The sequence below is a fragment of the Shewanella sp. 0m-8 genome (genome assembly GCF_052977265.1).
In genome coordinates, this window is the sequence record NZ_JBRIMB010000026.1 from 23,960 (window position 1) to 37,556 (window position 13,597).

12 protein-coding genes and 2 tRNA genes are annotated in these 13,597 nt (G+C 44.9%); all 14 read left to right on the forward strand.

The annotated features are described in order from the left end of the window. Window positions 1-91 precede the first annotated feature (91 nt). A complete protein-coding gene (gene rlmE, locus ACVBIO_RS13145; RefSeq protein ID WP_012278226.1) occupies window positions 92-721 on the forward strand; it encodes a 23S rRNA (uridine(2552)-2'-O)-methyltransferase RlmE in 630 nt (209 codons plus the stop codon). Window positions 722-790: 69 nt separating this feature from the next. Further along, window positions 791-2,734 carry an ATP-dependent zinc metalloprotease FtsH gene (gene ftsH / locus ACVBIO_RS13150; protein WP_447160123.1) on the forward strand — a complete coding sequence of 648 codons (1,944 nt, stop codon included), beginning with the start codon at window positions 791-793 and terminating at the stop codon, window positions 2,732-2,734. Between the two features lie 58 nt (window positions 2,735-2,792). After that, a complete protein-coding gene (folP, locus tag ACVBIO_RS13155) occupies window positions 2,793-3,635 on the forward strand; it encodes a dihydropteroate synthase (protein ID WP_447163335.1) in 843 nt (280 codons plus the stop codon). Between the two features lie 96 nt (window positions 3,636-3,731). Continuing rightward, window positions 3,732-5,069, forward strand: a complete 1,338-nt coding sequence (gene glmM / locus ACVBIO_RS13160; protein WP_447160121.1) for a phosphoglucosamine mutase — start codon at window positions 3,732-3,734, stop codon at window positions 5,067-5,069. Between the two features lie 196 nt (window positions 5,070-5,265). After that, window positions 5,266-6,048, forward strand: a complete 783-nt coding sequence (gene tpiA / locus ACVBIO_RS13165) for a triose-phosphate isomerase (RefSeq protein ID WP_028769143.1) — start codon at window positions 5,266-5,268, stop codon at window positions 6,046-6,048. A gap of 1 nt (window position 6,049) precedes the next feature. After that, window positions 6,050-6,385: a preprotein translocase subunit SecG gene (gene secG / locus ACVBIO_RS13170; RefSeq protein ID WP_447160120.1), complete on the forward strand. Its 336-nt coding sequence runs from the start codon at window positions 6,050-6,052 to the stop codon at window positions 6,383-6,385. A 114-nt stretch (window positions 6,386-6,499) separates the two neighbouring features. Then, window positions 6,500-6,586: transfer RNA gene (locus tag ACVBIO_RS13175), tRNA-Leu, on the forward strand. 103 nt (window positions 6,587-6,689) lie between these two features. Further along, window positions 6,690-6,766 (forward strand) — tRNA-Met (locus ACVBIO_RS13180). Window positions 6,767-6,925: 159 nt separating this feature from the next. Then, window positions 6,926-7,381 carry a ribosome maturation factor RimP gene (gene rimP, locus ACVBIO_RS13185; protein ID WP_447160119.1) on the forward strand — a complete coding sequence of 152 codons (456 nt, stop codon included), beginning with the start codon at window positions 6,926-6,928 and terminating at the stop codon, window positions 7,379-7,381. A gap of 27 nt (window positions 7,382-7,408) precedes the next feature. Continuing rightward, window positions 7,409-8,908, forward strand: coding sequence for a transcription termination factor NusA (gene nusA, locus ACVBIO_RS13190; protein ID WP_447160118.1), 1,500 nt, complete (start codon window positions 7,409-7,411; stop codon window positions 8,906-8,908). Between the two features lie 28 nt (window positions 8,909-8,936). Next, window positions 8,937-11,627, forward strand: coding sequence for a translation initiation factor IF-2 (gene infB / locus ACVBIO_RS13195; protein ID WP_447163336.1), 2,691 nt, complete (start codon window positions 8,937-8,939; stop codon window positions 11,625-11,627). A gap of 60 nt (window positions 11,628-11,687) precedes the next feature. Beyond that, window positions 11,688-12,116 (forward strand): 30S ribosome-binding factor RbfA, encoded by a 429-nt coding sequence (gene rbfA / locus ACVBIO_RS13200; RefSeq protein WP_447160116.1) that lies wholly within the window; start codon window positions 11,688-11,690, stop codon window positions 12,114-12,116. Beyond that, complete coding sequence (gene truB, locus ACVBIO_RS13205; protein WP_447163337.1) at window positions 12,116-13,063, forward strand: tRNA pseudouridine(55) synthase TruB; 948 nt, start codon at window positions 12,116-12,118, stop codon at window positions 13,061-13,063. The genes rbfA and truB overlap by 1 nt, the downstream gene beginning before the upstream one ends. 121 nt (window positions 13,064-13,184) lie before the next feature. Next, a complete protein-coding gene (rpsO, locus tag ACVBIO_RS13210; RefSeq protein ID WP_012156278.1) occupies window positions 13,185-13,454 on the forward strand; it encodes a 30S ribosomal protein S15 in 270 nt (89 codons plus the stop codon). Window positions 13,455-13,597: the final 143 nt, after the last annotated feature.

The window sequence follows — 13,597 nt, forward strand, 5'->3', positions numbered from 1 at the left end:
ATACCAACTTTATGCTGAGTTACTGTTGAAAACCCGCTATTCTACCCTTATATAGGCTTTGTGTAACTCTCAATTTTGTTGCGGATTTTAAATGTCAGGAAAAAAACGAACAGCCAGTTCTTCTCGCTGGATGCAGGAACATTTCGATGATCACTATGTCAAACTAGCGCAGAAGCGTGGTTTAAGGTCGCGTGCGGCTTTTAAGATTGAAGAGATCCAAGAAAAAGATAAACTCATTCGACCTGGAATGACGGTTGTTGATTTAGGGGCCGCACCGGGTGGCTGGTCTCAGGTAGCCGTTAAATTGGCAGGTGATAAGGGTAAAGTTATCGCTTGTGATATTCTACCTATGGACCCGATTGTTGGCGTTGATTTCCTACAGGGTGATTTTCGCGAGGAAAAAGTGCTGGACGCATTGTTAACCCGAGTGGGTGATGCCAAGGTTGATGTGGTGCTATCTGATATGGCACCGAATATGAGTGGTACAGGTGGTGTTGATCAGCCGCGTGCTATGTATTTAGTAGAACTTGCGTTAGATATGTGTCATCAAGTGTTGGCGCCTAATGGTTGTTTTGCTGTTAAAGTCTTTCAGGGGGAGGGCTTTGATGAATACATGAAAGCGGTTAAAGAGGCGTTCAAAACGGTTAAAACACGTAAGCCCGATTCTTCACGTCCACGTTCGCGTGAAGTCTATCTTGTGGCGACTGGGTACAAGTTGTAGTAATCTACCCTAAGTACTCTAACATTAGTTTTCGAAAGACTTTAAAAGAGGTCGAGTAATTTGAGTGACATGGCAAAAAATTTAATTCTCTGGGTTGTCATCGCCGTTGTGTTGATGTCAGTTTTTCAGGGCTATTCCCCCTCTTCTTCGACTAAGCAGAAGATGGATTATTCAACATTTTTAGATAACGTTAAAGACGGTCAAGTCAATACTGCAACGGTTAAGAGTGACCAGCGCACTATTGAGGGAACAACGCGTACTGGTGAAAAGTTTGTCACTGTAATGCCGTTACCTGACTTAGATCTAATTAATGAACTAAATCGCAAGGGGATTACATTCAAGGGAGAAGAAGCTGAAGAGTCAGGGTTCTTAACTCAGATATTTATCTCTTGGTTCCCAATGTTACTGCTTATCGGTGTGTGGATTTTCTTCATGCGTCAGATGCAAGGCGGTGGCGGTAAAGGCGCAATGTCATTTGGTAAGAGTAAGGCCAAATTGATGAGCGAAGACCAAATTAAAACTACTTTTGGTGACGTTGCAGGTTGTGATGAAGCTAAAGAAGACGTTAAAGAATTGGTTGATTACCTGAAAGAACCCACTAGGTTCCAAAAGCTGGGTGGCCGTATTCCAACAGGCGTATTGCTTGTGGGTCCGCCAGGTACAGGTAAAACTTTGCTTGCTAAGGCGATTGCAGGTGAAGCAAAGGTTCCTTTCTTTACTATTTCAGGTTCTGATTTCGTAGAAATGTTTGTCGGTGTTGGTGCATCTCGTGTACGTGACATGTTTGAACAAGCTAAAAAATCAGCTCCTTGTATCATCTTTATCGATGAAATCGATGCCGTAGGTCGCCAACGTGGCGCTGGTGTTGGTGGTGGTCACGATGAGCGTGAGCAGACATTGAACCAGATGCTAGTTGAGATGGATGGTTTCGAAGGTAACGAAGGTATTATTGTTATCGCTGCGACTAACCGTCCAGACGTACTCGATGCTGCATTGTTACGTCCTGGTCGTTTTGATCGCCAAGTGGTTGTTGGCTTGCCTGATGTACGTGGTCGTGAGCAAATCCTTAAGGTACATATGCGTAAAGTACCTTTGGCTGACGGTGTTAAAGCAAGCGTTATCGCTCGTGGTACACCAGGCTTCTCGGGTGCAGATCTTGCTAACCTTGTTAACGAAGCGGCGTTATTCGCTGCTCGTAACAACCGCCGTGTTGTGGGTATGGAAGAGTTCGAAAGCGCTAAAGACAAGATCATGATGGGCGCTGAGCGTCGCACTATGGTGATGTCGGAAGAAGAGAAAGAGATGACCGCTTACCATGAAGCGGGCCATGCTATTGTGGGTTGTTTGGTACCGGAGCACGACCCTGTGCATAAGGTAACAATCATTCCACGTGGCCGCGCATTGGGTGTGACCTTCTTCTTACCAGAAGCAGATGCAATCAGTCAGAGTCGTCGCAAGCTTGAGAGTCAAATCTCTGTGGCTTACGGTGGTCGTATTGCAGAAGATATTATCTACGGTAGCGAGAAAGTATCAACTGGCGCGTCACAAGATATTAAGTACGCAACGTCGATTGCACGTAACATGGTTACTCAGTGGGGCTTCTCTGAAAAGCTAGGTCCTGTACTTTATGCTGAAGATGAGAACGAAGTGTTTTTGGGGCGTAGCATGGGTAAATCTCAGCATATGTCTGATGATACTGCACGTGTTATTGATGCTGAAGTTAAAATGCTGATTGATGCTAACTACAGTCGAGCAGTTACTTACCTAACTGAAAATATGGATATTCTTCATGCAATGAAGGATGCGTTGATGAAGTATGAAACCATCGATGCAAACCAAATTGATGACTTAATGGCTCGTCGTGAAGTGCGTATGCCTGCTGAGTGGGAAAAAGATCTGCAGTCAAATGATAACGATAGCAATGACGCTTCATCTGAAAAGAAAGAAGAGATCAAGGAAGCTAAAGAAGATAAGCCTGATGTCAGTGATGCTGACGAATCACCCGCTAAGTAATCTTTAGTTAGATAAAGAAAACCCCTTCTAGGGGTTTTCTTGTTTACGGAACTTTATTTTGTCTAAATTAACCAGTGGTAATGCATCTCTAGATTTAAGTTCTCCAGTTGTGATGGGGATCCTCAATGTCACGCCCGACTCATTTTCTGATGGTGGCGAATATTCTTCAATCGAAACAGCCTGTAGACAAGCCGATTTTATGGTGGCTAATGGCGCCAAAATCATCGATATTGGTGGTGAGTCCACCCGTCCTGGTGCGAAAGATGTATCTGTTGACGACGAGCTGGCGCGTGTGCTGCCTTTAATCGATTACGTGAGCCGTACTCATAATGTGTGGATCTCAATAGATACCAGCAAGGCCGCCGTGATGCAGGCAGCAATAGAAGCGGGTGCCCATCTGATTAACGACGTGCGAGCACTGCAAGAACCGGGTGCATTAGCTGTCGCTGCGGCATTGAATGTGCCTGTGTGCCTGATGCATATGCAGGGGCAGCCTAGGACGATGCAAGATGCGCCGCAATATGGTGACATCATTAGCGATATCACCGAGTTCTTCAATCAACGTATTGAGGCCTGTATTGCGGCTGGGATAAAACGTGAACAGATAGTGCTCGACCCCGGTTTTGGTTTTGGTAAAACCCTTGCACATAATTATGAGCTGCTAAATCGTATGGCAGAATTTTTACCTATGGGCTTACCTATCCTGGCTGGCTTATCACGTAAGAGTATGTTCGGGCAGTTACTTGGACGTGAAGTAGCACAAAGATTAAGTGGTACACTTACTGGTAATATGCTGGCAGTCCAAGCTGGCGCGAATATTGTGCGCGTGCATGATGTGCAAGAAACCAGTGATATGCTTGCTGTTTTAGCAGCGACAAAGAATTATATCGCTTTAGCTTAATCGTTGGCTTTGATGCCAGCTGTTCAGCTAGGGTTAGTATTTTTACGGTAGAATCGATGGATTTAGATCTACGTGATTAGTGAGTTTGGAGTTCAAGTGAAGCAAAGACAATTTTTCGGAACCGACGGTATTCGAGGCAAAGTAGGCGCGGGCAAAATGACCCCTGAATTAGCGCTTAAGTTGGGTTGGGCTGCGGGGCGCGTATTATCTCGTGCTGGCACCCATAAAGTTATTATCGGTAAGGACACTCGCATTTCAGGTTACCTGTTTGAATCTGCATTGGAAGCGGGGCTTTCTGCCGCAGGGATTGATGTGATGCTTATTGGCCCAATGCCAACACCGGCAGTTGCCTATTTGACACGCACCTTCCGTGCTGAAGCCGGTATTGTTATTAGCGCTTCCCATAACCCGTATTACGATAACGGTATTAAGTTCTTTGCTAACGATGGCAGTAAACTCGACGATGACGTTGAACTTGAAATCGAAGCTGAGCTTGAAAAATCATTAACCTGTGTTGAGTCTCACCTGTTAGGTAAAGTGGCTCGTATTGATGATGCCGCTGGTCGTTATATTGAGTACTGTAAGAGTCATTTCCCAGCAGAGCAGACGTTAAGCGGTCTTAAAATTGTTGTCGATTGTGCTCATGGCGCAACTTACCATATCGCTCCGAGTGTGTTTAGAGAGCTTGGCGCTGAGGTTATCGCTATCGGTGATAAGCCAAATGGTTTGAATATCAACGATAAAGTTGGCGCCACCTCGATGGCAAAGATTTGTGAAACCGTTTTAGCCGAAAATGCTGATTTAGGTATTGCTCTTGATGGTGACGGCGACCGGATCATGATGGTTAACCGTCATGGACGTGTTATTGATGGCGATGAAATTCTTTATATCTTAGCCTGTGATGCGCAAAAAAGCGGCGTCCTTCGTGGTGGTGTTGTCGGTACCTTGATGTCAAATCTAGGGTTAGACCTCGCATTACAAGCGCTCAATATTCCTTTTGTACGCTCTAAAGTGGGAGATCGCTACGTCATGGAGCTTCTAAAAGAGCATGATTGGCGTATCGGTGGTGAAAATTCAGGTCATATTTTGAATCTCGACCATGGCACAACCGGTGACGGTATTGTTGCCGGCATCTTGGTGCTAGCGGCTATGCAGCGTCAAAACGCCAGCCTTGAGCAGCTAACTGCCAATATCACCATGTTGCCACAAGTATTAGTGAACGTTCGCTTCGAGGGTAATAACGACCCGTTAGCAGCTGATATTGTGTTAGCTGCAAAGGCAGAAGTAGAACAGAAACTGGGTGAACGCGGTCGTGTGTTACTGCGTAAATCAGGAACTGAACCGCTATTGAGGGTGATGGTAGAAGGTGATGAGCAAGAAGCGGTCACCAAATATGCTAATTATATTGCAGATGCTGTTCGTAATTTAGTTTAGTATTTAGTTAAATAAACAGGATGTTATAGGCAGTCGTGGTTGAATTTGCTGCAAAGCTGTTATTAATCGTACTGCCAACATCTTGTTAGCATAAAAAATACGCGTTCTCGCCTTAATTCGTAAAAATAACGTCTTTAGGTATTGTAAGTTAACAAGTGGTTCGCTATTATTCACGCCGCTTTCAAAGGAGACAGTAATGGCACTCAGACGTCCCATGGTTGCTGGTAATTGGAAAATGAATGGCAGTGCGCAACTTGCACAAGAGCTTTTCAAGAAATTCGCTACCAAGCTCCAAGATGATTCAGCGGAAGTGGTATTGTGTCCACCTTCTATTTACTTAGAAAGTGTACGACAGCTACTGGATGAAAACAAAGAAGCCTTAAATGGTTGTTTGGTCAGAATGGGAACGCAGAATATAAGTCAACATGACTTCGGCGCCTATACTGGTGAAATATCTGGTCAGATGTTAAAAGATTCAGGATGTCGATATGTTATTATCGGACATTCAGAACGTCGCCGTATGTACGGAGAGACGAGTGATATCGTGGCAGAGAAATTTGCCGCAGCTCAGAAACATGGTTTGACCCCAATACTTTGTGTTGGTGAGTCGGGTCCAGCTCGTGAAGCAAGACGCACTTTTGAAGTGATTGCTGAAGAGTTAGATGTGGTCATTGAAAAGAATGGCACCATGGCTTTTGACAACGCAATTATCGCCTACGAGCCATTATGGGCAGTAGGAACCGGTAAGAGTGCTACGCCAGAGCAGGCGCAAGAAGTTCATGCGTTTATTCGCAAGCGTCTCTCTGAAGTATCTCCATTTATCGGAGAAAACATCAGGATTTTGTACGGTGGTAGCGTAACACCGAGTAATGCAGCAGACTTGTTTGCTCAACCTGATGTAGACGGTGGTTTGATTGGTGGTGTAAGCCTCAATGCTACCGAATTTCTCAGTTTATGTACGATAGCGATGAGCGCATAATATGTATGAAGTTCTAATGGTTGTTTACTTGTTGGTTGCGATTGGTCTAGTAGGACTTATCCTTATCCAGCAAGGTAAAGGTGCTGACATGGGTGCTTCTTTTGGCGCCGGTGCTTCAGGTACTCTGTTCGGTTCATCTGGTTCTGGTAACTTTTTGACTCGTTCAACTGCAATTTTAGCAGTCGCGTTTTTTGCTCTAAGTCTTACCATTGGTAACTTAAGTGCAAATCACACTAAAGCTGAAGGTGCATGGGACGATTTAGGAAGCAACGCAGCGCAAGTTGTTGAGCAAGTTCAGCAAGAAGCTGAAAAGTCAGAAGATAAAATCCCTGACTAATTCATAAGAATGTTTATGAATGGTATCAATCTTAGATTGATTGGTACCGACTGTTAGATTGCTACGCCCTCTCAATGTAGCAAACAATGATAACAGTCAGATGTAACGATTTATGCGGATGTGGTGGAATTGGTAGACACGCCAGCTTGAGGGGCTGGTGAGCGAAAGCTCGTGGGGGTTCAAGTCCCCCCATCCGCACCAAATCTTTGAGTTCGTTAACGACGGAGTCGAAGATAATAAAGTGGTTTAAACGCCCTTTATTATTGCAAGTGGAGAGGATTCTCAATATACTTGCACAAGTTGTCGCGGGGTGGAGCAGTTTGGTAGCTCGTCGGGCTCATAACCCGAAGGTCGTCGGTTCAAATCCGGCCCCCGCAACCAGCTTCCCAGTAAAGAAATTTATTTCTATACTGTTACAGGTTCTGGATATATCAACCTCGTCATTACGGGGTTTTTTGTTATCTGGAACTTATAAAACGGTCACTCAAGGTGACGTGTACTGGGGCTATTAGGCCCTTTTTTGTTTTTCTGGGGGTAACCTTGGCTACATTAGAACGCAAACTGGTAGAAATGCTCAACGCACCAGTTGAAGCATTAGGCCACAAACTTTGGGGTCTGGAATATATTCAAGCAGGCAAGCATTCTATCTTGCGTTTATATATAGACAACGAAAAGGGCATCTTCATCGAGGATTGCGCCGAAGCAAGCCGCCAAGTAAGTGCTGTGCTGGATGTTGAAGATCCAATCACATCTGAATACACGCTAGAAGTTTCTTCTCCTGGTGTAGATAGACCGCTGTTCACCGCTGAGCAGTATAAGGCCTACATCGGTGAGACTGTAAAAGTACAATTAACGATGCCTGTAGCAGGCAGTCGTAATTTAAAAGGCACCGTTACTGGCGTTGATGGGCAAATGCTTAATCTGTCGGTAGATGGGAACGAACTTATTGTTGCTTTGGATAATATCCGTAAAGGCAACTTAATCGCTAAGTTTTGATGAATTCAAGGTGAACGAGGCAAGACAATGAATAAAGAGATTCTGCTAGTCGCTGAGGCGGTTTCAAACGAGAAAGGTGTACCGCGCGAAAAGATTTTTGAAGCGCTGGAAATTGCACTAGCCACAGCAACCAAGAAAAAATACGAAGGTGACATTGAAGTTCGTGTTGCAATCGACCGTAAGACAGGTGCTTATGAAACTTTCCGTCGTTGGATGGTAGTTGAAGATGCGGGCGTTCCATTAGAAAACCCGTTCCGTGAGATCACACTTGAAGCTGCAAAGTATGACGATCCAGAAATTGAGCTGGGCGGTTACATCGAAGATGAAATCGAGTCAGTTGCATTTGACCGTATTACCACTCAAACCGCTAAGCAAGTTATCGTACAAAAAGTACGTGAAGCTGAGCGTGCTCAAATCGTTGATCAGTTCCGTGATCGTGAAGGCGAGTTGATTGTAGGTGTTGTTAAGAAGAGTAACCGCGAGAGTGTAGTGGTTGATCTTGGTAATAACGCTGACGGTGTGCTGTTTAAAGAAGATTTGATTTCACGTGAATCTTTCCGTCCTGGTGATCGTGTTCGTGCATTGCTTTACTCTGTACGTCCGGAAGCTCGCGGTGCACAACTGTTCTTAACGCGTACTAAACCTGACATGCTTATTGAGCTATTCCGTGTTGAAGTACCTGAGATTGCAGACGAGATGATCGAAATCATGGGCGCTGCTCGTGATCCAGGTTCTCGCGCTAAGATCGCCGTTAAGTCTAACGACCGCCGTATCGACCCAATAGGTGCGTGTGTTGGTATGCGTGGTGCACGTGTTCAAGCTGTTTCAAACGAGCTTGGTGGTGAGCGTGTAGATATCGTGCTTTGGGACGATAATCCAGCGCAATACGTTATTAACTGTATGGCACCAGCGGATGTGGCTTCTATCATCGTTGATGAAGATAACCACTCAATGGATATCGCAGTTGAAGCTGACAGCTTAGCACAAGCAATCGGTCGTAACGGTCAGAACATCCGTTTAGCTACTCAGCTATCAGGCTGGGAACTTAACGTGATGACTGTTGCTGACATGAAAGCTAAGCATCAAGCTGAAAGCGCAAAAGTAGTCAATCTATTCATTCAAGCATTAGATGTGGATGAAGATTTTGCACAACTACTATCTGACGAAGGTTTCACTTCTTTAGAAGAGATTGCTTACGTTCCAGAATCAGAGCTATTAGAAATTGATGGATTCGACGAAGATACCGTTGAGTCATTAAGAGAACGCGCAAAAGCGGCGATCTCTACTCGTGCACTTGCGACTGAAGAAGCACTTGATGGTGCTGAACCAAGTGAAGATCTTCTTGCTCTAGAAGGTCTAGATAGACACTTGGCATTCGTAATGGCAAGCAAAGGCGTAATTACGCTTGAAGATTTGGCCGAACAAGGCATTGATGATTTGATCGAAATTGAAGAATTAACAGAAGAAAAAGCAGGCGAGCTAATTATGGCTGCCCGTAATATCTGTTGGTTTGGCGAAGAAGCATAAGTCGATCAGCAGAGGGGAGTTTTAATATATGGCAGATACTACAGTAGACAAGCTAGCCCAGGAAGTTGGGAAAAGCACTGATCGTTTAGTCGAGCAGTTTTCTCAGGCTGGTATTAAGAAGTCGGCGAGTGATACGGTTTCTGAAACTGAAAAACAGCAGTTGCTTGATTTCCTTAAGAAGCAACATGGTGGCGATGCAGCCCCAACTAAAATGACATTACAACGCAAATCAGTTTCAACACTTAGTGTTGCTGGTAGTGGCGGACAGTCTAAAGACGTTAAAGTCGAAGTGCGTAAAAAGCGTACGTTCGTAAAACGTGACGAAGCGGCAGAAGCAGAACTAGCTGCTGCGGCTAAAGCAGAAGAAGCTAAAGTTGCTGAAGAAGCTAAGGCTGCCGCGGAAGCAAAAGCTAAAGCGGATGCAGAAGCAAAGGCAAAAGCTAAGGCTGATGCCGAAGCTAAGGCGAAAGCAAAAGTGTTAACAGAAAAACCAGTTCAAGAAAGTGCTGAAGATAAAGCAGCTAAAGCAGAAGAAGCAAAATTGTTAGCCGCTCAAGACGCAGTTGCGAAAGCAAAAGCTGATGAAGAAGTTGCAGCAGCTGCAGAAGTTGCTCGTCGTTTAGCGGAAGAAAACGAAAAGCGTTGGGCTGAAGAAGAAAAAGCCCGTAAAGAAGCTGAAAAGTCAGTTGATCACCACGTGACGACCTCTACTGAGGCACGTGCTGCTGAAGATACAGCTGATGCGAACGCTGAAAAGCGCGGTCGTCGTCCACGCAAGCCTTCTGCTAATGCGGGTAATAACCCTAACGCGAATGCTAACGCTGGTGCGGGTAAGCCAACAGGTAAAGGTAAGCGCGGTAAAGACAATCGTCGTGATAACCGTAACTCACGTAATTCACGTAGCAACAATCGTAGCGTTGCGCCAGAGTCAATGGATCACGCGTTCACTAAGCCTGCTGCAGTGGTTAAAGCTGATGTCAGCATCGGTGAAACGGTTTCAGTTTCTGAATTGGCTTCTAAGATGTCAATCAAAGCTACTGAAATTATCAAGCAGATGATGAAGATGGGCTCTATGGTTACAATTAACCAAGTCCTAGATCAAGAAACTGCGCAGTTAGTTGCTGAAGAAATGGGTCATAAAGTTGTGCTTACTCGTGAAAACGAACTAGAGCACCAAGTACTTGCTGATCGTAACGGCGATATATTAGCTGAATCTCGTGCTCCAGTAGTCACTATCATGGGTCACGTTGACCATGGTAAGACATCGCTACTTGATTACATTCGCCGCGCGAAAGTTGCTTCAGGCGAAGCAGGTGGTATTACTCAGCACATCGGTGCGTACCACGTTGAAACTGAAAATGGCATGATCACTTTCTTAGATACTCCTGGTCACGCTGCGTTTACCGCTATGCGTGCTCGTGGTGCTAAGGCTACCGATATCGTAATCCTAGTGGTTGCGGCTGATGACGGTGTTATGCCTCAAACAATCGAAGCGATTCAACATGCTAAAGCCGGTGGCGTTCCGCTAATCGTTGCAGTTAACAAGATGGATAAGCCTGAAGCAGATCCTGATCGTGTTAAGTCTGAGCTTTCACAGCATGGCGTTATGTCTGAAGATTGGGGCGGAAACAACATGTTTGTTAATGTTTCTGCTAAGACTGGCGATGGTATCGATGAGCTATTAGAAGGTATTCTTCTAGAAGCTGAAGTACTTGAACTTAAAGCTGTTCGTGAAGGTATGGCTGCTGGTGTTGTTGTTGAATCTAAGCTTGATAAAGGCCGTGGTCCAGTTGCAACAGTTCTTGTACAAGAAGGTACATTGAAGCAGGGCGATATCGTTCTATGTGGTCTTGAGTACGGTAAAGTCCGTGCGATGAGAGATGAGAATGGTAAAGCAATTACTGAAGCTGGCCCATCTATTCCTGTAGAGATCTTAGGTCTTTCAGGTGTGCCATCGGCTGGTGATGAAGCGACGGTAGTACGTGATGAGCGTAAAGCACGTGAAGTTGCACTATATCGTCAAGGCAAGTTCCGTGATGTTAAGTTGGCTCGCCAGCAGAAGTCTAAGCTTGAAAACATGTTTGCTAACATGACTGAAGGCGAAGTCGAAGAGTTGAATATCGTGCTTAAGGCTGATGTTCAAGGTTCACTTGAAGCTATTTGTGATTCATTAAATGCGCTTTCAACTGGCGAAGTTAAAGTTAACATCATCGCACGTGGTGTGGGTGGATTAACTGAAACTGATGCAACTCTTGCTGCAGCATCTAATGCAATTATGGTCGGCTTTAACGTTCGTGCTGATGCACAGGCGCGTAAAGTTGTTGATAGCGAAAGTGTTGACCTACGTTATTACAGCATCATCTATCAATTGATTGATGAAGTTAGAGACGCAATGAGTGGCCTGCTTGCTCCTGAATTTAAGCAAGAGATCATTGGTCTTGCTGAAGTTCGTGATGTATTTAAGTCTCCTAAGATTGGCGCGATCGCCGGTTGTATGGTGACCGAAGGTACTATTAAGCGTAGCGCTCCAATCCGCGTTCTTCGTGACAACATTGTTATCTACGAAGGTGAGCTTGAATCACTTCGTCGCTTTAAAGACGATGTTAGCGATGTTCGTAACGGTATGGAATGTGGTATCGGTGTGAAGAACTATAATGACGTCAGAGTTGGCGATCAGATTGAAGTCTTCGAAACGGTAGAAATTGCACGTACCTTGTAATTCAACTAGTTACTTATAAGGGCGGCGTTAGCCGCCCTTAATATTTATGGCAAATATATTATGGCAAAAGAATTTAGTCGTACACGTCGTATTGCACAGCAGCTTCAACAAGAGCTAGCACAAGTGCTACAACGTGATATGAAAGACCCACGAATCGGGTTTGTGACGGTTAATGATGTCGATGTTTCTCGCGATTTAAGCTATGCAAAAGTCTATGTCACTTTCTTTGAAGAAGACGAAAAGCTTGTTCAAGAGAAAGTTGAAGCGTTAGATGCAGCTGCAGGCTACATCCGTTCATTGGTTGCCGGCCGTATGAAGTTACGCGTTATGCCTGAACTTCGCTTTATCTACGACAGCTCGCTTGTTGAAGGTATGCGCATGTCTAACTTAGTTAGCCGCGTTATCAGCAATGACGAAGCAAAGCAGAAGCAACACGGTATTGAACCTGATGCTGCGAAAGATGATACAAAGGAAGAGGGCGATAAGTAATGGCACGTCGTTCTCGCGGTCGTTTTATCGACGGTATTGTACTGTTAGATAAAGATACTGGTATGAGTTCTAACTTTGCATTACAAAGAGTGAAACGCTTTTTTAATGCAAATAAGGCTGGCCATACCGGTGCTCTTGATCCGCTAGCAACGGGCATGTTACCTATTTGCTTAGGTGAAGCGACGAAGTTTTCGCAGCACCTACTTGATGCGGATAAACGTTACTTAGTGACTGCAAAGCTTGGGCAACGTACCGATACCAGCGACTCTGATGGTGAAGTTGTTCAAACAAGAGAAGTTAACTTCACTCAAGAACAGCTTGATACAGCACTGGATTATTTTCGCGGTGAGACGATGCAAGTCCCGTCTATGTTCTCGGCGCTCAAGTACCAAGGTCAGCCTTTGTATAAGTACGCTCGCGAGGGAATTGAAGTCCCCCGTGAAGCACGCCCTATCAATGTGTTTGAGTTAAATTTTATCAGCCTTGAAGGTGATGAGTTGACCTTGGATATCCATTGCTCTAAAGGCACTTACATCCGTACAATCACTGACGATTTGGGCGAGATGCTAGGCTGTGGTGCTCACGTTATCATGCTACGTCGCACACAAGTTGCCGGTTACCCATACGATAAGATGGTGTCGCTTAAACAGCTTGAAGAACTTGTGACGAAAGCTGAAGATGAGTCTTTATCACTGTCTGAAGTGCTCGATCCACTCTTGTTACCTATGGATACCGCGGTAAGTGGTTTCAAAGAGATAAACGTCTCTGACGAACTTGCTACTTACTTGATGAACGGTAACCCTGTACAGGTGGCCAACTTACCGGTTGATGAGTTAGTTCGTATCACTATCGGCGAATCTCGTCAGTTTGTTGGTATCGGACAAATGAACGATGATGGACAGCTTGCCCCTAAGAGACTTATCGTACTAAGAGAGCAACAAGATTAATTGAGGACTTATTCCTAGATTAATCTTGCTACCCAAAGTCTAAATGGGTAGAATGGCGCGCCCCTTTGGCTGAGTTAGTGATCGGCTAAAGATTTTTTAATGTAATATTTTGGAGATAGAAATGTCACTAAGTGTTGAAGCTAAAGCTCAAATCCTAGCTGAATTTGGTCGTTGTGAAAATGATACTGGTTCTTCTGAAGTTCAAGTTGCTCTGCTAACTGCGCAGATCAACCACCTACAAGGTCACTTCAAAGAGCACATCCACGATCACCATTCACGTCGTGGTCTACTACGTATGGTTAGCACTCGTCGTAAGCTTCTTGCATACCTTAAGCGTACTGAAAACGTTCGCTACCAAGAGCTAATCAAGAAGTTAGGTCTACGTCGTTAATTTTAACGTCTGATCTATTAAAAGGAGGCCAAGCCTCCTTTTTTTGTGCCTGACTTTCGGCTATAAGCCGCCATTCGCCAGTTTATAGCTGTTGGTATGCAGGGTGCTTTAGCTGAAGATATACCTGTTGGTTTTAATCCTGA